General features: G+C 65.2%; 17 protein-coding genes, 1 pseudogene and 1 riboswitch. Of the genes and pseudogenes, 6 read left to right on the top strand and 12 right to left on the bottom strand.

Annotation, left to right across the window (positions count from 1 at the left end; genetic code table 11):
- Positions 1-66: 66 nt before the first annotated feature.
- From ACVWYI_RS02345 to ACVWYI_RS02335, 3 genes are all read right to left on the bottom strand, one after another.
- Positions 67-675: a DsbA family protein gene (locus ACVWYI_RS02345; protein ID WP_456661109.1), complete on the bottom strand. Its 609-nt coding sequence runs from the start codon at positions 673-675 to the stop codon at positions 67-69.
- Between the two features lie 94 nt (positions 676-769).
- The gene (locus ACVWYI_RS02340) at positions 770-2,119 is read right to left on the bottom strand and encodes an MATE family efflux transporter (RefSeq protein ID WP_456661108.1); all 1,350 of its coding nucleotides are present in this window, start codon (positions 2,117-2,119) and stop codon (positions 770-772) included.
- An 85-nt stretch (positions 2,120-2,204) separates the two neighbouring features.
- Positions 2,205-2,786: a DUF2239 family protein gene (locus ACVWYI_RS02335; RefSeq protein ID WP_456661107.1), complete on the bottom strand. Its 582-nt coding sequence runs from the start codon at positions 2,784-2,786 to the stop codon at positions 2,205-2,207.
- Between the two features lie 162 nt (positions 2,787-2,948).
- Here ACVWYI_RS02335 and ACVWYI_RS02330 point away from each other — a divergent pair, with 162 nt between their 5' ends.
- The gene (locus ACVWYI_RS02330; RefSeq protein WP_247352489.1) at positions 2,949-3,614 is read left to right on the top strand and encodes a glutathione S-transferase family protein; all 666 of its coding nucleotides are present in this window, start codon (positions 2,949-2,951) and stop codon (positions 3,612-3,614) included.
- Positions 3,615-3,646: 32 nt separating this feature from the next.
- Here ACVWYI_RS02330 and ACVWYI_RS02325 read toward each other — a convergent pair whose 3' ends face one another.
- Together ACVWYI_RS02325 and ggt are read right to left on the bottom strand one after the other, a co-directional pair.
- Positions 3,647-4,942, bottom strand: a complete 1,296-nt coding sequence (locus tag ACVWYI_RS02325; protein WP_456661106.1) for an MFS transporter — start codon at positions 4,940-4,942, stop codon at positions 3,647-3,649.
- A gap of 96 nt (positions 4,943-5,038) precedes the next feature.
- The gene (gene ggt / locus ACVWYI_RS02320) at positions 5,039-6,790 is read right to left on the bottom strand and encodes a gamma-glutamyltransferase (protein WP_456661105.1); all 1,752 of its coding nucleotides are present in this window, start codon (positions 6,788-6,790) and stop codon (positions 5,039-5,041) included.
- Positions 6,791-6,890: 100 nt separating this feature from the next.
- Between ggt and ACVWYI_RS02315 the strand changes: the two genes are divergently transcribed.
- Positions 6,891-8,273, top strand: a complete 1,383-nt coding sequence (locus ACVWYI_RS02315) for an MFS transporter (protein WP_247352483.1) — start codon at positions 6,891-6,893, stop codon at positions 8,271-8,273.
- A gap of 154 nt (positions 8,274-8,427) precedes the next feature.
- Here ACVWYI_RS02315 and purH read toward each other — a convergent pair whose 3' ends face one another.
- From purH to ACVWYI_RS02300, 3 genes and pseudogenes are all read right to left on the bottom strand, one after another.
- On the bottom strand, positions 8,428-10,020 hold the full coding sequence (purH, locus tag ACVWYI_RS02310) for a bifunctional phosphoribosylaminoimidazolecarboxamide formyltransferase/IMP cyclohydrolase (RefSeq protein WP_247352482.1): 1,593 nt from the start codon (positions 10,018-10,020) through the stop codon (positions 8,428-8,430).
- Positions 10,021-10,042: 22 nt separating this feature from the next.
- Positions 10,043-10,124: riboswitch (ZMP/ZTP riboswitch) on the bottom strand.
- 60 nt (positions 10,125-10,184) lie between these two features.
- A complete protein-coding gene (locus ACVWYI_RS02305; protein ID WP_456664470.1) occupies positions 10,185-11,903 on the bottom strand; it encodes a heparinase II/III family protein in 1,719 nt (572 codons plus the stop codon).
- Positions 11,904-12,058: 155 nt separating this feature from the next.
- Positions 12,059-13,406: pseudogene (locus ACVWYI_RS02300) on the bottom strand (RsmB/NOP family class I SAM-dependent RNA methyltransferase).
- A gap of 188 nt (positions 13,407-13,594) precedes the next feature.
- On the opposite strand from ACVWYI_RS02300, the gene ACVWYI_RS02295 reads away from it, so the two are divergent.
- Both ACVWYI_RS02295 and ACVWYI_RS02290 read left to right on the top strand, forming a co-directional pair.
- Positions 13,595-13,795, top strand: a complete 201-nt coding sequence (locus ACVWYI_RS02295) for a DUF1674 domain-containing protein (protein WP_247352478.1) — start codon at positions 13,595-13,597, stop codon at positions 13,793-13,795.
- Positions 13,796-13,849: 54 nt separating this feature from the next.
- Positions 13,850-14,440, top strand: a complete 591-nt coding sequence (locus ACVWYI_RS02290; protein ID WP_247352476.1) for a thermonuclease family protein — start codon at positions 13,850-13,852, stop codon at positions 14,438-14,440.
- 55 nt (positions 14,441-14,495) lie between these two features.
- On the opposite strand, the gene ACVWYI_RS02285 is transcribed toward ACVWYI_RS02290, so the two are convergent.
- Both ACVWYI_RS02285 and acs read right to left on the bottom strand, forming a co-directional pair.
- Complete coding sequence (locus ACVWYI_RS02285; RefSeq protein ID WP_247352474.1) at positions 14,496-15,011, bottom strand: L,D-transpeptidase; 516 nt, start codon at positions 15,009-15,011, stop codon at positions 14,496-14,498.
- 452 nt (positions 15,012-15,463) lie between these two features.
- Entirely contained in the window at positions 15,464-17,410 is a 1,947-nt protein-coding gene (acs, locus tag ACVWYI_RS02280; RefSeq protein ID WP_456661104.1) for an acetate--CoA ligase, read from the bottom strand.
- Positions 17,411-17,812: 402 nt separating this feature from the next.
- On the opposite strand from acs, the gene ACVWYI_RS02275 reads away from it, so the two are divergent.
- Positions 17,813-18,982 (top strand): DNA topoisomerase IB, encoded by a 1,170-nt coding sequence (locus tag ACVWYI_RS02275; protein ID WP_354048444.1) that lies wholly within the window; start codon positions 17,813-17,815, stop codon positions 18,980-18,982.
- Positions 18,983-18,995: 13 nt separating this feature from the next.
- Here ACVWYI_RS02275 and ACVWYI_RS02270 read toward each other — a convergent pair whose 3' ends face one another.
- A complete protein-coding gene (locus tag ACVWYI_RS02270; RefSeq protein ID WP_247444169.1) occupies positions 18,996-19,451 on the bottom strand; it encodes an SRPBCC family protein in 456 nt (151 codons plus the stop codon).
- Between the two features lie 101 nt (positions 19,452-19,552).
- Between ACVWYI_RS02270 and ACVWYI_RS02265 the strand changes: the two genes are divergently transcribed.
- Positions 19,553-20,647, top strand: coding sequence for an adenylate/guanylate cyclase domain-containing protein (locus tag ACVWYI_RS02265; protein ID WP_456664469.1), 1,095 nt, complete (start codon positions 19,553-19,555; stop codon positions 20,645-20,647).
- Between the two features lie 56 nt (positions 20,648-20,703).
- On the opposite strand, the gene ACVWYI_RS02260 is transcribed toward ACVWYI_RS02265, so the two are convergent.
- Complete coding sequence (locus ACVWYI_RS02260; protein WP_456661103.1) at positions 20,704-21,117, bottom strand: EVE domain-containing protein; 414 nt, start codon at positions 21,115-21,117, stop codon at positions 20,704-20,706.
- Between the last annotated feature and the right edge of the window lie 54 nt (positions 21,118-21,171).

The raw sequence follows: 21,171 nt of genomic DNA, 5'->3' as shown, positions 1-21,171 counted from the left end.
TGCGAGCGAAGCGAAGCAATCCAGAATGCTGCCGCGATCACATTCTGTCGCTGGAGAATGAGCGGGCTACTTTCCCGACACCATCTCCTCGACCTCGCGCAGCTGCTCCTTGCCGAAGAACATCTCGTCGCCGACGAAGAAGGTCGGCGAGCCGAACGCGCCGCGCGCGACGGCCTCCTCGGTGTTCTTGATCAGCCTGCCCTTCACTTCGGGCTCTTGCGCGCGGGCGAACAGTTTTTGGGCGTCGAGACCGGAAGACGCCAGCGCCTTCGCCGCGATTTCAGGATCGTCCATCTTCTTCGGCTCGCGCCACATGTGATGGAAGGCGGCCTCGACATAGGTCTCGAACACGCCTTCGAGCTGCGCCGCGATCGCCGCGCGCATCAGGTTCAACGTGTTGACGGGGAAGAAGGGATTCATGACATAGGGTTGAACCTGGAAGCGCTTGACGAAGCGCTCGGTCTCGACCGTGTGGAATTCGCGCTTGTTCTTGATGCCGGCGAGCGTCTCGGCCGGCGACTTGTTGTTGGTCGACTTGAAGATGCCGCCGAGCAGGATCGGCACATATTCGAACTTGACGCCGATGCGCTGCTCGATCGCCGGAATCGCGAGATGACTGAGATAGGCGTTCGGACTGCCGAAATCGAACAGGAACTGCGGGGCTGTGCGGGTCAAAATCGTTCTCCCTGACGTCGGTTTTTCACATTGTGGCGCAGCGCGCGCCACGGGTCCACCGTTTAATGACGGTCGTAATCTCTTGATGATGTCGTCAGATCAGACGCCGGATCGTTCGCTTGCGCCACACCAGAAGGTAATAGCCCATCTGCAAAAGGAACATGGCGCAAAACACGATCGGATAGGCGGCCCACACACCCTGTAGGCCGATCGTGCGGCTCAGGATCACCGCAGATGGCAGCTCGATTGCGACGATGGCGACGATCGAGAGCAGCATCGGCGTCAGCGCCACGCCGGCAGCGCGCATCGCGCCTGAAAACACCGTCGCAAGGCCAAACGGCACCGAGCTCCACAACGCAATCTGGAGCAAGCTCTTCGCGAGATCGAGCACGATGTCGTCAGTGATGAAGACACCGAGCACGGCGCGCGGCGCGAGATAGATCAGCGCCACCAGCCCGCCCGTCAGGACGATGTTGAACATGAGGCCGGTGCGTACGATGCCATCGAGCCGCGTTCTGTCGCCGCGGCCAACCGCCTGCGCGCCGAGGATCGAGACCGCGATCGAAATCGATATCGCCGTGAACTGCGTATAGCCCATCACCTGGTTGACCGCGCCATAGGCGGCGGTGGCGTCGGACCCATAGGTGTTGACGAGGCCGAGCAGCACCAGCTCGGCGATCGCCATCACCACCATGCCGATCGCGCTCGGCAGTCCGATGCCGAGGATTTGCCCCAGCACCACACGATTGAGCCGGAGATGACGCAGCAGTGCAGCGTCCGGTGCCAACGCATGTTTCCTCCGCAGCAAATAGGCGGCCAGCGCGATCAGCGCCAGCGCGTTGGCGATCGCCGCCGCCCAGGCCGGGCTGGTGATTCCGACCGCCGGCAATCCGAGCGACCCGTGGATCAGCATCGGCGTCAGGATCAAGCCGATCGCGGTCGACAACGCCAGCGCCAGCAGCGGCGTCAGCGCATCGCCGACGCCGCGGATCATCGCTGTCATCAGCAGGAAGACGAAGCCGAATGGCATGGTGAACAGCATGACACGGGCATACGCGCTGGCCTGGTCGAGAATGTCCGCGGGGGTCGCAAGCATCATCATCAATTGCCGGCTGAAGATCCCGCCGATCAGCGCAATCGAAATCGACAGCAACAGGCCGACCGCGAGCGTGGTGCCCACGACAATCTTGATCCGACCCTGCTCGCCCGCGCCATGGGCCTGGCCGATCAGGACCGTGGCGCCGGTGCTCAGCCCCATGACGAAACCGAACAGGAAGAATATTACCGGGAAGAACACCGACACCGACGCGAGCGCGTCGACGCCGATCATTTGGCCGATATAGACGTTGCTGACGGTGCCGAACAGCGATTGCAGCGCATTGCTCAGCATCAACGGTGCGAGGAAGCGCAGGAACGTCGTCCAGAGCGGTTTGGAGGCGGACATGGATGTGTCTTTCATCAGAGCATGCGAAGCCGTTGCCGCGCAATGCGCGGCTCGACCGTTGATGGGTTTGTGAGTAAAGGCGCGCCTAGGCGCGGTCGCTATAGGCGAGCTTGACGATGTGATCGCGGATGTCAGTGGGCCAATCCGCGATCAGTCCGGTGAAGCGCCGCCGGTCATCCGCGAACAGCGCGCGCGAAGCGTCCTCGAACTGCGGCAGATTGCCGGCCATGGTCGACATGAAGTGATAGGCCGCATCGCGCGCCTGACGCTCGCGGTCCTTGTCGCCGCTCGCGCGGCGCGCTTCGTCGACGAGCTTTCGCAGCGCGACCGAGGCGCCGCCTGCTTGCGCGTTGAGCCACTCCCAGTGCCGCGGCAGCAACGTGATCTCCCGCGCGACCACGCCGAGCTTCGGCCGGCCGCGGCCACGCGGTTCGCTCGACGGTGTCGTCTCCTCAACTGGAGGCGGGACCAGCTTTGCCAGCCGCGCCAACACCTCGCGATCCCCGCCGCGCAGATCGAAGTCGATTGATCGGCCCGTGTCGTCCTCGAAGATGATGATGGGCTCGTCCGGCAATGGGGTGATCCGCTTGACGACCAGCGCGACCTCTCCTGCCGGTCCCGACGCCAGTCGGCGCGGGCCTTGGAATGCGGTGAAAGTCCTCTGCATCGAGATCACTGCCAAATTGACGACGTTGGACCGTTTAATATCCGGGTAAATTCTCGGCGTCAATATACCCGGGTGAAAATATCCGACGGGATGGCTCGACATTGCGTTCCCGGGCTGGCACGTACGCGGCCGACCGACCACGCCTAGCCCGGGGACCAAGCGATGCTGACCGTTCACCACCTCAACAATTCCCGTTCGCAGCGCGTGCTGTGGCTGCTCGAGGAGTTGGGCGTGCCTTACGAGATCGTGCGCTATCAGCGCCAGCCGGACATGCGCGCGCCGAAGGAGCTGCGCGCCATCCATCCGCTCGGCAAGTCGCCCGTCATCACCGACAACGGCAACACCGTCGCCGAATCAGGCGCGATCATCGAATATCTCATCGCCACCTACGGCAACGGCCGGCTGGTCCCGCCGCCGAACACGCCCGAGCGGCTGCGCTTCACTTATTGGCTGCACTATGCCGAAGGATCGGCGATGCAGCCGCTGCTGTTAAAACTGCTGTTCACGCTGATGCCGAAGCGCGCGCCGGCGTTGCTGCGCCCCCTGGTGCGCAAAGTCTCGAACCAGGCGCTCACCGCGCTCGTCAATCCGCAGCTCAAGCAGCACATGGATTACTGGGAAGGCGAGCTCGGCAAGAGCGAGTGGTTCGCCGGCAGCGAGTTCACCGCGGCCGACATCCAGATGAGCTTTCCGCTCGAGGCAGCCCAGGCGCGTGGCGGGCTCGAGCTCGGCCATCCCAAGGCGATGGCGTTTCTGGAGCGCATTCACGCGCGGCCGGCGTACAACCGTGCGCTTGAGAAGGGCGGGCCGTATCAGGTGGGGCGGTAAGTTGCCTCACCGCCCCCGGACGACGGTGCCCGTCAGTCCGCGTGCAATATCCGCCCGCGGGTCTCCGGCAGCGCGAAGGCGGCGATGAAGAACAGCGCGTAGGCCACCACTGCAAACATCGCGATCGCGTTCGCGAGTGACGTGGTCGCCGAGAGCGAGCCGACAAGGAACGGAAACAGCGCGCCGATGCCGCGGCCGAAATTATAGCAAAAACCCTGGCCCGAGCCGCGCAGCCGCGTTGGATAAAGTTCGGTCAGGAACGCGCCGATCCCCGAGAAATAGCCCGAGGCGAAGAAGCCGAGCGGGAAGCCGAGCACCCACAGGATTTCATTGGTCAGCGGCAGTTGCGTATAGAGCAGCACCACAGCCATCGCGCCGATCGAGAAGATCAGGAACAGATTGCGCCGTCCGATCCGGTCGGCGAGCCAGGCGCCGACGAGATAGCCGATGAAGGATCCGATGATCAGCGTCGATAGGTAGCCGGTCGAGCCGACGATCGAGAGGTGCCGCTCCTTGGTCAGGAATTGCGGCACCCAGAACGTAACGGCGTAATAGCCGCCCTGGCAGCCCGTCGCCATCAGCGACGCCAGGATCGTGGTTTTCAGGATCGGGCCGGAGAAGATTTCCCAGAGCGCCGGACGATTGCCACTCGCGACCTGTTTGGCGCGGGCTTCGGCCGCGACCTCGGGCTCGGTGACGGAGCGGCGGATGTAGAACACCAGCAGCGCCGGCAGCGCGCCGATCACGAACATCCAGCGCCATGCCGTCTCCGGCGGCAAAGCCGAGAACAGGATCGCCTGCGACAGCACCGCGAGGCCCCAGCCGACCGCCCAGCCCGATTGCACCGAGCCGACCGCGCGCCCGCGATATTGCGGCCGGATCGCTTCACCCATCAGCACGGCGCCCGCCGCCCACTCGCCGCCGAAGCCGAGGCCCAGCACCGCGCGCGCGATCAGGAGCTGTTCGAAATTCTGCACGACCGCGCAGACCAGCGAGAACACCGAGAACCAGATGATAGTGATCTGGAGCGTCCTGACCCGGCCGATATGGTCGGAGAGATAACCGCCGAGCCAGCCGCCGATGGCGGACGCCAGCAGCGTCACGGTGCCGGCGAGGCCGGCCGATCCCGCATCGACCTTCCACAGCGCGATGATGGTGCCGATCACCAGCGGGTAGATCATGAAGTCCATGCCGTCCAGCGCCCAGCCTGCCGCGCAAGCCCAGAATGTCCGGCGCTCCGGTGCGTTCATGTCGCGATAGAAGGCAAGAAGGCTGGTGTCTTCGATCTCGGCGCGTTCGATGCGCTCGGTCGGATCGGTCGTGGTCATGAGCGTCTCCCCGGCAATTCCCTTATGCGGGCGGTGGTAGCATGCGCGGCGGCTTGCGCAAGCACGGGCAGGCCTTCGCGTTATGCAAGGACAGAGCTACTGCCCCGCGGCTTCCGCGCCTCGCGTGCGGGGATCGGGCGCGCCGAGCGGCCCGTTGGCGGTCACCGCAATGGAATTCGCCGACGTCTGTCCCATCGGCTCGACGATGAGGTGATCCATCGCCTTCAGCTCGAGCAGGACATTGTCGGGAAAGCCGCTCTCGATCCGAACCTCGTCTGGCAGCCATTGGTGATGCAGCCGCGGTGCGGTCACGGCAGCCGCAACGTCCATCTTGTAATCGAGGACGTTGACGATCACCTGGAGCACGGTCGAGATGATGCGGCTGCCACCGGGCGAGCCCGTCACCAGCACCGGCTTGCCGTCCTTCAGAACGATAGTCGGCGACATTGACGACAGCGGCCGCTTGCCGGGCCCGGGCAAATTGGCCTCGAAGCCGACGAGGCCGTAGGCATTGGAAGCGCCGACAGCTGCGGTGAAATCGTCGAGCTCGTTGTTGAGCAGCACGCCCGTGCCGTCGGCGACGAGGCCAAGGCCGTAGCTGAAGTTCAGTGTATAGGTGTTGCTGACGGCGTTGCCGCTGCCGTCGACGACGGAAAAATGCGTGGTGTTGCTGCCCTCGTGCGGCGAGGTGGCGGTGGAAACGAGCTGCTTCGACGGCGTGGCGCGATCGGCGGAGATGGTTGCCCGCAGCTTGGCGGCGTAGTCCTTGGCGATGAGCGTCCCGATCGGCGCGTTGACGAAGGCGGGATCGCCCAGATAGCGCGCACGGTCTGCATAAGCGCGCTTCATGGCCTCGATCAGCAGATGCAGCGAGGCCGGAGATCCTTGCTTAAAATCGGCGAGCTGGAAGCCTTCGAGGATGTTGAGCGTCTCCACCAGCACCACGCCGCCGGACGACGGCAGCGGCATCGACACGATGTCATAGCCGCGATAGGTGCCGCGCACTGGCGCACGGATCACCGCCTGGTAGGATTTCAAATCGGCCGGCGTCATGATGCCGCCGGCGTCGCTCACGGCCTTGGCGAGCTTTTCCGCGACCGGACCCTCATAGAAACCGCGCGGACCCTGTGCGGCGACGGCCGACAGGGTTTCGGCGAGATCGCTCTGCACCAGCCTGTCGCCTTCGCCGAGTGGCGTGCCATCAGGCCGCGAGAAGATTTTGGCTGACGTGGGCCAGCGCGCCAGGCGCCGGTGCCAGCCCGGCAGTGTGTCGGCAATGTCGTCGCTGACGACGAAGCCGTCGCGGGCGATCGCGATCGCGGGCTCGAGCAATTGCGCCAGCGTGAACCGGCTCGAGCCATATTTTTCCAGGGCCAGCGCAAGTCCCGCGACGGTGCCGGGCACGCCGACGCCGAGCGCGGAATCCCGCGACTTCGCCGCATCGGGCTTGCCGTCGGCGCCGAGGAAGATCTGCGGCGTGGTCGCAGCCGGCGCAGTCTCTCGATAGTCGATGGTGATGTCTTCGTTGCGCTCGGCGGAATGAATCACCATGAAGCCGCCGCCGCCGATATTGCCGGCGCGCGGATAGGTCACCGCCATGGCAAAGCCGGTCGCGACCGCGGCATCGACGGCATTGCCGCCGCGCCGCAGGATGTCCGCGCCGACCTGCGCCGAGATTTTCTCCTGCGCCACCACCATCCCATGCTCGGCGGGAACGGCGTGCACCGTGTCGAGCGCGGGCGGCACATAAGCTCGCCGCGCATCCTGCGCGGTCGCGGTTGGAAGGCTGAACGCCAGAGTGGCAACGAAGGCGAAAAATGCTCGCCGTGTCGAAAAAGACGACATCATCAAATTTCCGCAGCGGCCTTCGGCCAGTTCACACGCGCCGCCGCAATGCTATACGGTTTGACCCAAGAGAAGCAAAACTGTTCGTGATGAGGTCTGGACGATGACGACGATTACCTCGGATGCGCGCGTCAAGGCGGAGCGGACCTTTCCGCCGCGCGCCGCCGTCGTCAGCTGGATCTTCTTCGATTGGGCCGCGCAGCCTTATTTCACGCTGATCACGACCTTCGTGTTCGCACCCTATTTTGCCACCGCCATTGCGCCGAATCCCGCTACCGGCCAATCGCTGTGGGGCTTTGCGATGGCTGCCGCGGGCCTCGCGATCGCGCTGATGTCGCCGCTGCTAGGCGCCATTGCCGATGCTTCGGGCCGCAGGAAGCCATGGATCGCTGGCTTCGGCGCGGTGCTGGTGCTGGCATCCTGCACGCTGTGGATCGGAAAGCCCGGCGATCCCTCCATCATTCCGCCGCTGCTCACCGCGGTCGCGCTCGCCAGCGTCGGCGCGGAATTCGCCACCCTCTTCAACAACGCGATGATGCCAACCCTGGTCCCGCCGGAGCGGCTCGGCCGGCTCTCCGGCACCGGCTGGGCGACAGGTTATATCGGCGGCATCGTCAGCCTGATCATCGTGCTCGGTTTGCTCGCCGCCAATCCCGAGACCGGCCGCACGCTGCTCGGGCTCACGCCTTTGTTCGGGCTCGATCCCGCCAGCCATCAGGGCGACCGCGCCGCCGGACCGTTGACCGGACTTTGGTTCATCATTTTCGTGACGCCGATGTTCCTGTTTACGCCGGACTATCCGGCGAAGCGCCCGGTGCGCGAGGCGCTGCACGAAGGCCTGTCGGAGCTGAAGCAATCGATCAAGGGACTGCCGCAGCGGAAATCGCTCGCGGCGTTTCTGCTCGCCAACATGATCTACACCGACGGTCTGGTGTCGCTGTTTGCCTTCGGCGGCATTTATGCCGCCGGTACGTTCGGCTGGCACACGATCCAGATCGGCACCTTCGGCATCATGCTCGCGATCGCCGGCGCGTTTGGCGCATGGCTTGGCGGCAAGCTGGACGATCGCATCGGGCCGAAGCGTGTGATCGCCGGCAGCATGCTGGTCCTGCTGCTGGCGGTGGCGGCGATCCTGCTGGTCGACAAGGATTCGATCTTCTTCATCAAGGTCGCACCGCCCGCGCCTGGCGGTGCATTGTTCGCCGCTGCGGCCGAACGCGCTTATCTGGTGCTGGGCTGCCTGATCGGTGCAGCCGGTGGTCCGCTGCAAGCCGCCTCACGCACGCTCCTGATCCGCCTCGCGCCGAAGGACCGCATCGCGCAGTATTTCGGTCTGTTCGCACTGACGGGGAAAGTGACGTCCTTCATCGGCCCGCTCCTGATCGGCGTGATCACCGCGGTGACGGCGAGCCAGAAGGCCGGCATGGCCGTGCTGGTGGTGTTCTTCGTCGCGGGGCTGGGACTGTTGATGCGGGTGCGGGAGTAGCCGCACTACCGCAATTCCATCCCGTCATTGCGAGGAGCGAAGCGACGAAGCAATCCAGACTTTCTCTGCGGAAAGATTCTGGATTGCTTCGCTGCGCTCGCAATGACGAAGTCGGTGGAGTCGTCGCAACTCTTGCAGCCCGCACGCCAGTCAATCAGTGCCTGAAGTGGCGTGTCCCCGTGAACACCATGGCGATGCCGTGCTCGTCGGCGGCCTTGATCACTTCGTCGTCGCGCATGGAGCCGCCGGGCTGCACCACGGCGGTTGCGCCGGCCTCGATGCAGGCGAGCATGCCGTCGGCGAACGGGAAGAACGCATCCGACGCCACCACCGAGCCCTTGGTGAGCGGCTCGGCGAGCTTCAGCTCGGCCGCCGCATCCTGGGCCTTGCGCGCCGCGATCCGCGCTGAATCCACGCGGCTCATCTGGCCGGCGCCGATGCCGACGGTGGCGAGATCCTTGGCGTAGATGATGGTGTTGGACTTGACGTGCTTCGCCACCCGAAACGCGAACTTCAGGTCGCGCATCTCCGCATCATCAGGCGCACGCTTGGTCACGACCTTGAAAATCATGTCGTCGACCACCGCATTGTCGCGGCTCTGCACGAGAAGGCCGCCCGCCACCGTCTTGGCGGTGAGGCCGGGCGCGCGCGGATCGGGCAGGCTGCCGGCGAGCAGAAGGCGAAGGTTCTTGCGCGCGCCGATGATGGCGATCGCCTCCTCGCTGGCGTCAGGCGCGATGATCACCTCGGTGAAGATCTTTGTAATCTCCCGCGCGGTATCAGCGTCGAGTGCGCGGTTCATCGCGATGATGCCGCCGAAGGCCGAGGTTGAGTCGCAGGCCAGCGCCTTGCGATAGGCACTGACGAGGTCGGAGCCCTCAGCGACGCCGCAGGGGTTGGCATGCTTGACGATGACGCAGGCCGCGGTGCGCCTGGCGTCGAACTCGCCGATGCATTCATAGGCCGCATCGGTGTCGTTGATGTTGTTGTAGGAGAGCTCCTTGCCCTGGAGCTGCCGCGCGGTCGAGACTCCCGGCCGCTTGTCGGGCGTCGCATAGAACGCCGCGGTCTGGTGCGGGTTCTCGCCATAGCGCAGCGACTGGATCAGCTTTCCGCCGAAGGCGCGGAAATCGGGTGCGTCGATTTCGAGCTGACGTGCGAACCAATTCGAGATCGCGGCATCATACGCGCCCGTGCGCGCGTAAGCCTTGGCGGCAAGGCGCCGGCGCAGCTTCAGCGTGGTTGCCCCTTTGTTGGCGGCGAGCTCGTCGAGCACGGCCTTGTAGTCCTCCGCCTCGACCACGACGGCGACGTCGTCATGGTTCTTCGCGGCGGCGCGGATCATCGCGGGGCCGCCGATATCGATGTTCTCGATGCAATCCTCAAAGCCGGCGCCTTTGTCGACGGTCGCCTCGAACGGATAGAGATTGACGACCAGGAGATCGATCGGTGCGATGCCGTGCGCCTTCATCGCTTCCGCATGGTCCTTGTTGTCGCGGATCGCGAGCAGGCCGCCATGCACCTTCGGATGCAGCGTCTTGACGCGGCCGTCCATCATCTCGGGGAAGCCGGTCAGCTCGGAGACGTCCTTCACCTTGAGGCCGGCCGCGGCGATCGCCTTGGAGGTGCCGCCGGTCGAGACCAGCTCGACATCATGCGCGGCAAGCGCCTTTGCGAAGTCGATCAGGCCGGTCTTGTCGGAAACGGAAAGAAGTGCGCGGGTGACGCGGCGGGGCTGGTCAGTCATGAGCAAGATCCTCTGTCTGAAGGAGTAATGCCCAGGCGCGCGGCAGCTATGTCCCACGCTTCCCGATGGTGCTCCATCCAAGGTCGCCAGTCGCGCGAGCGAGGGCTCGATAGCAGTTTTTCGGTCGCTTTCACAACGATCAGATGGGGCCGGATCGCGGGCGTTTACAGCGGAAGTTCCGGCTCCCGCCGCGCGTTTCTGCGGGCATTGGTGATCGCCGGCGAGGCGGTGGAGCGCACGAAACTCCAGCGGATCGAGGGCGCCTGCCGCGCATCCTGGCGGATCACGATCTGCGCGGTGCGGCGCGGGCCGTCATTGCCGGCCAGGAACACGCTGTCCTCGAGATCGACCTTGTCGTCGAGCGCCTCGAAGGTCCAGACGTCGCGGTTCGGCAGCACCAGCATGACGCCGCGGGCATCGGACAGCCGGCTCGCCTTCACCGCCGCGTGCAGATGGAAGCGCAGCGCGAAATCGGCATCCGCGCCCTTGAAGCGTCCGCCCTGCGGCGGCGATAGCGTGTCCTCGCCGTCGATGCGCGCGCCGTCATTGGCGATCATCAGCACGCGGCGGTGGATCGCGCCGAACTTGGCGAGATAGCCATCATGCGACGTCGTCAGCAGCGTGCCGTTCTGCACGATTTCGCGATAGCTCTCGACCTCGACGGGGCCGCTGGTGACGGGCGCGCCATGCAAGAGCCGCTTCATCGCCGACATCTCCACGAACTGGCATGACGAGGTGTCGTGATAGGTCAGCGTCGAATGCGCTGCCGTGCCGCGTGCGAACGGCCGCCAATTGTCGCGGCCCGTGGTCGGCATGCCGCAATTGGTGACGATGCGGCTGATGCCGGAGGACAGTTCGAACGACAGGCAGCCGGCATGGGCGTCATGGCTGACGCCGGCCTGCGGCGGCGGGCCGGTGTCGATGATCACGGTGGTCTGTCCGGCATCGAGGCGCTGGAAACCGGTATGCGGCATGTTCGCCATCGGCGCGCCGTGGGTGTCGTCATAGGCAAGCAGCGTCGCGAGCAGGTCCGAGGGTGTCGCACTCATGCCGTTGAACAGCGCGAAATTGCCGTCGCCGTGGCGGAAGAAGCGCAGCATCGGCATCATGCGGTCGATCGCGTTGAGCAGCGCCGGCGGCGGCGCGATGTTGCGTGCGGCAAAGGTCTGCCGCAGCGGCAACAGGTCGATCAAGAGCTCGATCAGCGCACCCGGGTTGCGCGAGATATGTCCGCCGTCGGGCAGGATCTGCCGCTGCAATTCATCCGAGAGCTTCTTCGAGACGCTGCGGATGTGACTTGCCTGGTTGGCGAGGCACAGCGCCGCATAGCACAGCGCGATCAGCACCTGGAGTTTTGGCACCCCGTCGGGGATGCTGACCATGGTGTAGCGCAGGAAGCGGATCTCGCGCGCCAGCGCGCGCAGATAACGGCGGTAGAATTTGTTGTCGGTGTCGTTGAGCACCAGTGGCGCCTGCGACAGCAGCGAGATCACGCGTCGCGCCAGCACGTCGGCGCGTCGCGCGACGGCACGGCGCTTGCCGCCGGGGTTGGCGATCCAGTCCTCTATCAGCGCGCGCGCATTCGCGCGCGTCAGCGCGGTGTCGGCGGCGCGCAAATGGCGCAACCAGCCGAAGCCGAGCAGCGCGACCTCCCAATCCTCCGACGGCGGCTCGAGATCGAAGATCGAGCGGCCGTGGCAATTGACGATCTTGCCGGCGAAGACGAAGCGGCCGGCATAGATCTCGGCGGCGCGGGTCGCATCCGCGGTGCGCAGGTCATGCGGCGCGATGATCAGCCGGTCGGAGCGGCCGGGCCAGACCCGCGACAGGGCGACGGAACCACCGCTCGCGCGCGCGAGCATATTCCGCGCGAAGCGGTTCATCACCAGCGTCGAGATACGTCTGCGTTGAGCGACTGACACACCTTGCCTTGATGGGGAGAGGATTCCGACGAATCCTTCTTAATCCCAAAATCCGGCGGCCGACACCACCTTGAACGACGCGAATCAGCGCCGTGGTCGCAAAATCCAGTGCAAAATCAGGATTTAACGAGCCGGGCCGCGAAAAATCCGTCGAGCCCGCCGAGCTTGGGATCGGCGTTCGGCAGATGGCTGGGCAGGGTGCGCAAATCGCCCTCGGCGGTGATGATCTCGCCGAGCCCCGACACCTCGGACGCATCGACCGGGACGCGGCGAATCGCAGGCTCTGCGGCCAGTAGCGTGGCGATCGCATGCTCGCCCTCTTCGGGTTCCAACGAGCAGGTGCAGTAGACCAGCGTTCCGCCGGGCCTGAGCAGCGAGACCGATTTTTGCAGCAACCGCTGCTGGAGCGTGGTCATCGCGGCGATGTCGGATTCCTGCCGGAGCCAGGATACGTCGGGGTGGCGTCGGATCGTGCCGGTCGAGGTGCAGGGCGCATCGATCAGGATGCCGTCGAAGCCATCGGCTGGGCCGGCCCATTCCACGGCGTCGGCGACGACGGTTTCGGCCTGGAGCGACAACCGCGTCAGATTCTCGCGCAGCCGCGCCACCCGGGCGGGCGAGCGGTCGATGGCCGTGACATGCGCGCCGGCCTGCGCCAGCTGCGCGGTCTTGCCGCCGGGAGCGGCGCAGAGATCGGCCGATGGATTTGCCGGCAATGTCGCCGAACAGCCGGGCCGGCAGCGCGGCGGCGGCGTCCTGCACCCACCATTGTCCTTCGGCGAAGCCGGGAAGCATGGTCACCGCGCCGTGCAGCACCGTACGCACCGATCCGGTCGGCAGAACCTCACCATGTAGCCGGCTCGCCCATTGCGCGGCGTCCGACTTCACGGTCAGATCCAGCGAAGGGTCGTGGCTGAGCGCGAGCGCCATGTCCCTTGCGACCGTCTCGCCGTAATGCGCGCTCCAGCGCGCGAGCATCCAGGGCGGCAAATCCAGCGACTGCGCGGCAACCTCTTCCACCAGCGCCTTGCCCTCGCGGGCGCAACGGCGCAGCACGGCGTTGACGAGGCCGGCATAGCGGGCGGCCCGGCGGTCGGACTGCACGAGGCGAACGGAGAGATCGACGGCGGCGTGATCGGGCACGTCCATCCAGAGGATCTGGGCGGCGCCGATCAGCAGCGCGCTCTGCGCGCGCGGCGCATCGGAGGGGATGCCCTTGTCGAGCAGGCGGGACATCACGTGGCCGAGCGTGCCGAGCCGGCGCAGCACGGTGGCGACCAGGCGCCGCATCAGCGCGCGATCGCGGTCGGGAAGCGTCTTCAGTCCGGGATGGGCGCCGCTGCCGTCGAGCTGCTCGTCAAGTGTGCGGTGCTTCTGCAGCACGCCGTCGACGATGTCGGCAGCAATCCGCCGCGCGGCAAGACCAGGCACTTCGGATGGAGGGGCAAAACGTTGAGATGGCATGCGGAAGCAAGGTTCTCAGCAAGCGGCAGTTCCGCCGCAATGGGCGCATGCCTTGAGGACGCGATCTCTGACACGCGAATATGCCAAATGTAAGAATCGCTTCCGGGTTTTTCGACCCTTTCGGAGCAATTTCAGGAATGCGTTATTGGGCGTCGCGCCGCGGATCGTCCTGCGCTAGAAATTCGACGATGAGTGACCGGCCTCACGTTTCCGACCGCAAGCCGCTATCGCCGGCGGCCCAGCGAGCGCTGGCCGAAGCCGAAGCGCGCCGGCAGGCTGCGGCGGTGGCGCATGCCGAAGCTGCGCCGAAAGAGGTGCAGGGACCAAAGGGACCCGAGCCCACCCGGTACGGTGATTGGGAACGAAAAGGCATCGCCTCGGACTTTTGAGGCGCGTTTCACGCACACTTGCCGGTGCAGCCGACTCAGCCCTAGCGTGCGCGAATGCCGCGCTTCGATCCCAGCCATCAGTATCGACCCTCATTCCGCGGCTCGCCGTTCGGCCGTCGTTTCTCCGGATTGTTGCCGTGGATGTTCGTGGTCGGCGTCGCGCTGGCGGCTGTGCTCATCTTCAGGCACGGGACGAACTGGACGGTCCCGCACCCGGATGGCGGCGGCACGCGGGACGCCGAGATCGTGCTCCAGCAGGGCGGCCATCCCGATCGTCGCGAGTCGGTCGACGTCGTTCGCACCATTGACGGTGACACCTTTCTCGCGCGTTTTCGTCAGCGCGACGGCCGCGATCTCGTCGTGCGCGTTCGCTTGCGCGGCATCGACGCACCCGAGATGAAAGCATCCTGCCAGGAGGAACTGGACAAGGCCGAAGCCGCGGCCCGCGCATTGCGCGATCTGCTCGGCCAGGGCGGCGTGACGATCACCAATCTTGGCCCTGACAAATATGGTCGGGTTCTCGCCGACGTCGCGACCAGGCGAACCGCCAACGTTTCGGCGGTGTTGCTCGCCGGCGGTTACGCACGGAGCTACAATGGCGGCCATCGCGACGGCTGGTGCGCGCACGGTTGGCGCTTCTGGTAACAAGAAAGCCGCGTCAACGGACGCGGCTCTTGTTGTCGGGATCTCGTCCCGGGGATCAGCGCGTCACGACCACCGTGGTGCCGACCGAGACGCGGCTGTAGAGATCGGTGATGTCGTCGTTGAGCATGCGGATGCAGCCATAGGAGACGAAGCCGCCGACCGAGCCCGGCACGTTGGTGCCGTGGATCGCGTATTCCCCGCCGGACAGCGTCATCGCCGCGACGCCCATCGGATTGCGCGGCGAGCCGCCCGGAATGACGTCAGGGATGCTCGGCTTGTCGCGCTTCACCTCGGCAGGCGGCGACCAGGCCGGATTGCGGTACTTGCCGTCGATGCGGGTGGTGCCGGCCCACTGCTTGCCGGACTTGCCGACGCCCACCGGATAGCGCACGGCGTGGCCGTTATCGAGGACGAGATAGAGCCGACGCTCGTTGGTTTTGACCACGATGGTGCCCGGCGAATAGTCGGCCAGGTGCGTCCCCACCATTTCCGGCCGGGCCTGCGCCGCGGTCGACATCACGACCACCGCTCCGATGGTGGCAGCCAGCGCCACTGCAATCCTGATCGACATCGATTGTCCCCTTGACCCGAACCAATCGTCCAAAATGACGCACAACCGGCAATCGCCGACCCGCCAAGTCCTCGTTAGGGGGCATTCTTAACCGCGCCTGTTAACCGGATGGTTTCCACGCACGGCCGCCAAGGGCCAGCCAGCAGGGGGAACAAAGGAAATGTTCGAAACAAAGTAAATGACCTGGAAACAACACTCAGCGGGAAAGATGCGGGCGCGCGGGCACGCGCCCTGACGAATGCGTGAGCGTGTGAACGGCTGTCGTTTGGGTGGCGCTAACGCGGAGATGCGGTCTCGTGTCCCGGACGCGGCGCGAAGCGGTGCGACGCAGAGCCGGGACCCAGAAAGCCACAGAGTCTGCTGTTGCATGGGCCCCGGCTCTGCAGCGCACCTCTGACTGGACGATGCTTCGCATCGCCAGGGCAGCGCCGCGTCCGGGGCACGAGACTGCTTTACGCCGACTTCTTGTTCTGCCGGTTCTTGACGAGATCGTCGACCACCGCGGGATCGGCCAAGGTCGAGGTGTCGCCGAGGCTGCCGGGTTCGTCCTCGGCGATCTTGCGCAGGATGCGGCGCATGATCTTGCCGGAGCGGGTCTTGGGCAGGCCGGGCGCGAACTGGATCTGGTCGGGCGAGGCGATCGGGCCGATCTCCTTGCGCACCCAGGTGACAAGCTCCTTGCGCAAATCCTCGGTCGGCTCGACGCCGGCCATCAGGGTCACATAGGCGTAGATGCCCTGGCCCTTGATGTCGTGCGGGAAGCCGACGACGGCGGCCTCCGACACCTTCTCATGTGCGACCAACGCGCTCTCGACTTCGGCCGTGCCCATGCGATGGCCGGAGACGTTGATGACGTCATCGACGCGGCCGGTGATCCAGTAATAACCGTCAGCATCGCGTCGGCAGCCGTCGCCGGTGAAGTACTTGCCCTTGTAGGTCGAGAAATAGGTCTGCTCGAAGCGGGCGTGGTCGCCATAGACCGTGCGCATCTGGCCCGGCCATGATCGCGTCAAGCACAGATTGCCTGATGTCTCGCCGTCCAGCACCTTGCCGTCGGCGTCGACGATCTCAGGCACCACGCCGAAGAACGGCTGCGTCGCCGAGCCCGGCTTCAGCTTGGTCGCGCCCGGCAGCGGTGTGATCAAAATGCCGCCGGTCTCGGTCTGCCACCAGGTGTCGACGATCGGGCAGCGGTCGTCACCGACGACGCGGTGATACCACTCCCAGGCTTCCGGATTGATTGGCTCACCGACCGAGCCCAGCAGGCGCAAACTGGCGCGCGAGGTCTTGGTCACCGGCTCGTCGCCGAACTGCATCAGCGCGCGGATCGCGGTCGGCGCGGTGTAGAAGATGTTGACCTTGTGCTTGTCGATGACGTTCCAGAATCGCGAATTATCCGGGTAATTCGGCACGCCTTCGAACATCAGCGTGGTCGCGCCGTTGGCGAGCGGTCCGTACAGAATGTAGCTGTGGCCGGTCACCCAGCCGACGTCGGCGGTGCACCAGTAGATGTCGCCGTCGTGATAGTCGAAGACGTATTGATGCGTCATCGCGGCGAACAGGAGATAGCCGGCGGAAGTGTGCAGCACGCCCTTCGGTTGGCCGGTCGAGCCTGAGGTGTAGAGGATGAACAGCGGATCTTCGGCGTGCATGTGCTCGACCCGGCATTCCGTCGTCACCATCGCGGCAGCCTCGTGATACCAGAGGTCGCGCGTCGGGTTCATGTCGACCTTGCCGCCGGTGCGCTTGACCACGACGACCCAGTCGACGCCGTCTGACTTGGCGAGCGCCGCGTCCACATTGGCCTTCAGCGGCACCCTCTTGCCGCCGCGCAGGCCCTCGTCGGCGGTGATGATTACCTTGGACTGGCAGTCGTTGATGCGCTGGGCAAGGCTGTCGGGTGAGAAGCCGGCGAACACCACGGAGTGAACCGCGCCGATCCGCGCGCAGGCCAGCATCGCGTAGGCCGCTTCCGGAATCATCGGCAGGTAGATGGTGACGCGATCGCCCTTCTTGACGTTGCGGGTGCGCAGGATGTTGGCCATCCGGCAGACCTCGTCGTGCAGCTCCTTGTAAGTGATGTGCTTGGACTGCGAGGGATCGTCGCCTTCCCAGATGATCGCGGTCTGGTTGGCGCGGGTGTGGAGATGCCGGTCGATGCAGTTATGGGCGACGTTGAGGACGCCGTCCTCGAACCATTTGATCGAGATGTTGCCGGGCGCGAAGGAGACGTTCTCGATCTTCGTCGGCGCGTGCATCCAGTCGACGCGCTTGGCCTGCTCGGCCCAGAAGGCGTTCGGGTCCGAGATCGAGCGGGCGTACATGTCCTTGTACTTGGCCTGGTCGATCCAGGCGCGCTTCGCCCATTCCGCGGGGACGTCGTAGATCTTCTCGGACATGTTTCCCTCCCTCCACATGCGGCAAGCCGAGCACGGGCCACTGGCGAGCCGATTTGATCGTTGAACTGATTATGCGTCGGGCTAACCGGACCCGACAAGGTGCACAAGCTGGACCTTCGGCGAGCGCCCGGCCAGACGAAGGATCAAGGCCATCGGGCCGGACTGTCGCAGATCTGGAACAGGCCGGGGCCGCTTTCGGGCCTTTGCCCAAACCCTCGGAACAGGCCGCCGCAGAGCCCCATGCATTCGCCAGAGGTATTTAGAAACCGCACCTCACTGATTCGGGACTCGCAATGCGGTTCGGAACACCCTAAGTGGCTAACCCGGGTCCAACGAGACCCTTGGAACAAAGATCAGAACAGCGGCATTGACCGATAACAGACAGGGCTAAGGCTTAAGACTATGATGGATCAGCAGAATTTCGGGACGATACGGCCCGCTTCAGCCGATCCTGCGGCCGTTGCGCTGGCCAAAGCACTCGGACAATGGCCGAAACCGGCAGGTTCCGCCCGTCTTAGCCCGAAAAAAGCGTTCGACACGGCGCCTGCTGCAACGGTCGAGGCGCTCGCCAAGGAACTGGGCCTGCGGCTCGGCGACCAGAACGAGCTGAAGATCCGGCGCATCAAGCGCGGCAAGGGCTATTCCTTCGTCCGTCCCAATGGCGCGCATATCCGCGATGCCCGCACCATCCGCCGGCTGCATTCCATGGCTGTGCCGCCGGCCTATCGCGAGGTGCGCTACTCGGCCGATCCGAGCTCGCATCTCCAGGCGGTGGGACGCGATGCCGCGGGCCGGCTGCAATATCGCTATCACGCCGATTGGGAGAAGGTCCGCGAGCAACGCAAGGCGCATCGGCTCGAGAAACTCGTCGGCGCGCTGCCAAAGATCCGGCGCAAGGTTTCGGCGTTCCTGTCGGGCGAGGAGCCGACGCGCGAGTTCGCGCTCTCGGCCGTCATCGAATTGATTGCGCGCACCGCGATCCGCCCCGGCAACGAATCCTACGCCCGCCTCAACGGCACCCGCGGCGCCACCACGCTGCTGAAGTCCAATGTCACGCTGGAAGACGATTGCTTCGTGCTGACCTTCAAGGCCAAGGGCGGCAAGGCGGTGCGGAAAGAGTGTGATGCTTCCAAGCTGGTGCGTGCCATCGGCATTTTGCAGGACGTGCCCGGCAAGCGCATGTTCCAGTATCGCGATGCCTACGGCGTCGTGCGCGCGGTGAACACCACGCAGGTGAACGCGTTCCTGCGCGAGATCGCCGGCATCAAGATCTCGCTGAAGGATTTTCGTACGCTGATGGCGTCCGCCGTCGTCGTGGAATCGCTCTCGCGGATCACCCCGGCGACCAGCCAGCACGGCCGCAAGAAGCAGGTGCTGGAAGCGATCCGCGCCGCGGCCGACCAGCTCTCCAATACACCGGCGATCTGCCGCAAGAGCTATGTCCACGACACCATCGTCACCGCGTTCGAGGACGGCATCCTCGAACGCTTCGCCGCGACCATGAAGGGCCAGCGCTCGCAGGCCAGGCGCGAGCAACTTTTGCAGCAGGTGGTGGCGACCGCGGCGGTCTGACCTTCTCCCGTCGCTACGCCTTGTTGGAAACACCCCTGTCGGGACCGGGATCGCCGCCTGCGGCCGCGGTCGTGAGCCGTTCCAGATAATGCGTCCATCCCGTCGCGTGGGCGGCAGCCTGTTCCTCGGTCGGCAGTCCGCTATGGGTCATGCGCAGCAGCGTGCCGCCGTCGCGTTCGATCAGGTCGATCTCGATCAGGCTCGAGCCGGGCGGCACTTCCTGGCCGCTCTCCCATCCAAAAGTGTAGGCGAGACGATGCACCGGCACGACTTCGCGGAACGCGCCGCGGGCGACGCCGCCGCGGGGGCCGATGCCTTTGAGCAGATACAGCCCGCCGGGATGCGGCTCAGTGGTCGCGTCGGAGCCCATCCAGCTCAAAATCTTCTCGGGGTCGGTCAGGTAAGCGAAAACGGTGGCGCGTGGGGCTGCGATCTGGGTCTCGCGTCGCACTATGAACGGTTCGGTCATCGGCGATCATCCCTGGGCTGACTGTGGGAGATGGCGGCGCTCGTGCGGCCCGTCAAGGATTGCCCGTGACAAAGACGGCCTGCCTTCGCCATGATCGGACCATGCACCTCTCGCCGACGCTCGCCTGGCTTGTCGATGCCGCCGCCGATAGCGCCGGGGCCGACCGCCTGCTCACGGAACTTGGCGCACATCTGGTCGCTGACGGCGTGCCGCTTGCGGCAGGCAGCCTGACGCTGGAGGTGCCACATCCGCTGATCGCGAAGCGGACCTGGTTGTGGCGCGCCGAGAGCGGCCGGGTGATCGAAGCGCTTGGCTTCGCACCTGGCGGCCTCGCGCCCGACACGCCCAACGATGCAGGCCGCCGCTGGCTGCGCGACGTCGCGGACGGTGAGGTGCACGAAGACGCGGTCGGACCGCCCGATGGGCCTTTGCTCGGCTGGATCGGGCCGCGTCCGTTCACTGCGGACGAGATCGAGCAATTGCGCCGGGCTGCGCGCTTTGCCGCGACACCCCTTGCGGTGCTTGCCGCGCGTGCAACGTTGCGCGCGACGTTGGATGCTTATCTTGGCAAGCGCAGTGCGGAGCGGGTACTGGCGGCACCCCTGCGCCGCGATCTCGGCGAGACCATACAGGCCGCGCTGCTCTATGCCGATCTGCGCAACTTCACGCTCCTGTCGGAAGCCACGCCGCCTGCCGACGTCATCGCGGCGCTCGATGCCTGGTTCGATCGGATTGCCGGCGCGGTTCACGCCTTCGGCGGCGAGGTGCTGAAATTCATCGGCGACGGTGTGCTCGCGATCTTTCCGGTGGTCGAGGCGTCCCCGCGCCACGCGTGCGATGCGGCTCTGCGCGCCGCGAGCGCAGCCGAAGCCGGGATGACGTATCTCAACGCGGAACGCCGCGCCCAAGGTCTGCCGCCGCTCGCGTTCGGCGCGGCGCTGCATCTCGGCGGGATGCTCTGGGGCAATATCGGCGCCGCCAACCGGCTCGATTTCACGGCGATCGGTCCCGCCGTCAATCTCGCCAGCCGGCTCGAAGGATTGTGCAAGCCGCTCGGCAGAACCGTGCTGGTGTCGGGCGCGCTCGCCGCCGAGACGGACATGCCTCTGATCGCGCTCGGGCCGCATTCGCTACGCGGCATCGCTGCGCCATGCGAGGTATTTGCGTTGCCGGAGGCGCAAGCTCGGATATCGTAGCGCTGAGGGAGTGAAGCGTAATCCCGGATCGGACTGCACACCTACAATTGCAGCAACTATATCCCACCCATCTTGCAGACGAGCTTCCATTCCTCGGCCGTCACCGGCTGCACCGAGAGGCGCGAATACTTCACCAGGGCCATGTCGGCGAGTTTCTTCTCGGCCTTGATCGTGGCCATCGTTACCGGCGTCTTCAAGGGTTTGTCGGCCTTGATGTCGACGCAGACGAATTTTGCGGTCTTGTCGGTCGGATCGGGATAGGCTTCCTTGATGATCTCCGCGATGCCGACGATCTCCTTGCCCTCGTTGGAATGATAGAAGAACGCCTTGTCGCCCTTCTTCATGTTCACGAGGTTTATGCGCGCGGTGTAATTGCGCACGCCGGTCCAGGCTTCGCCCTTGGCGCCCTTCGCCACCTGCTGGTCCCAGGACCACACCGACGGTTCGGATTTCACCAGCCAGTAGTTCATCGCAAACTCACCTCATTGTTGTTGGACCGGGATCCCTGCGGTTCGCCGCTAGGC

This window comes from Bradyrhizobium sp. LB13.1, from assembly GCF_054056815.1.
The sequence above is the reverse complement of the archived record's forward strand: the minus strand, read 5'-3'. Positions and strand labels throughout refer to the sequence as shown.

What these genes read in the sequence shown, in the direction of transcription:
- ACVWYI_RS02315 (WP_247352483.1), top strand. Translation starts at nt 6,891, where the DNA reads ATGACGACGATTACCTCGGATGCGCGCGTCAAGGCGGAGCGGACCTTT.
- ACVWYI_RS02295 (WP_247352478.1), top strand. Translation starts at nt 13,595, where the DNA reads ATGAGTGACCGGCCTCACGTTTCCGACCGCAAGCCGCTATCGCCGGCG.
- ACVWYI_RS02305 (WP_456664470.1), bottom strand. Translation starts at nt 11,903, where the DNA reads ATGAACCGCTTCGCGCGGAATATGCTCGCGCGCGCGAGCGGTGGTTCC.
- ACVWYI_RS02290 (WP_247352476.1), top strand. Translation starts at nt 13,850, where the DNA reads ATGCCGCGCTTCGATCCCAGCCATCAGTATCGACCCTCATTCCGCGGC.
- ACVWYI_RS02275 (WP_354048444.1), top strand. Translation starts at nt 17,813, where the DNA reads ATGATGGATCAGCAGAATTTCGGGACGATACGGCCCGCTTCAGCCGAT.
- ACVWYI_RS02285 (WP_247352474.1), bottom strand. Translation starts at nt 15,011, where the DNA reads ATGTCGATCAGGATTGCAGTGGCGCTGGCTGCCACCATCGGAGCGGTG.
- ACVWYI_RS02325 (WP_456661106.1), bottom strand. Translation starts at nt 4,942, where the DNA reads ATGACCACGACCGATCCGACCGAGCGCATCGAACGCGCCGAGATCGAA.
- ACVWYI_RS02260 (WP_456661103.1), bottom strand. Translation starts at nt 21,117, where the DNA reads ATGAACTACTGGCTGGTGAAATCCGAACCGTCGGTGTGGTCCTGGGAC.
- ACVWYI_RS02340 (WP_456661108.1), bottom strand. Translation starts at nt 2,119, where the DNA reads ATGTCCGCCTCCAAACCGCTCTGGACGACGTTCCTGCGCTTCCTCGCA.
- ACVWYI_RS02265 (WP_456664469.1), top strand. Translation starts at nt 19,553, where the DNA reads ATGCACCTCTCGCCGACGCTCGCCTGGCTTGTCGATGCCGCCGCCGAT.
- ACVWYI_RS02330 (WP_247352489.1), top strand. Translation starts at nt 2,949, where the DNA reads ATGCTGACCGTTCACCACCTCAACAATTCCCGTTCGCAGCGCGTGCTG.
- acs (WP_456661104.1), bottom strand. Translation starts at nt 17,410, where the DNA reads ATGTCCGAGAAGATCTACGACGTCCCCGCGGAATGGGCGAAGCGCGCC.
- ggt (WP_456661105.1), bottom strand. Translation starts at nt 6,790, where the DNA reads ATGATGTCGTCTTTTTCGACACGGCGAGCATTTTTCGCCTTCGTTGCC.
- purH (WP_247352482.1), bottom strand. Translation starts at nt 10,020, where the DNA reads ATGACTGACCAGCCCCGCCGCGTCACCCGCGCACTTCTTTCCGTTTCC.
- ACVWYI_RS02270 (WP_247444169.1), bottom strand. Translation starts at nt 19,451, where the DNA reads ATGACCGAACCGTTCATAGTGCGACGCGAGACCCAGATCGCAGCCCCA.
- ACVWYI_RS02335 (WP_456661107.1), bottom strand. Translation starts at nt 2,786, where the DNA reads ATGCAGAGGACTTTCACCGCATTCCAAGGCCCGCGCCGACTGGCGTCG.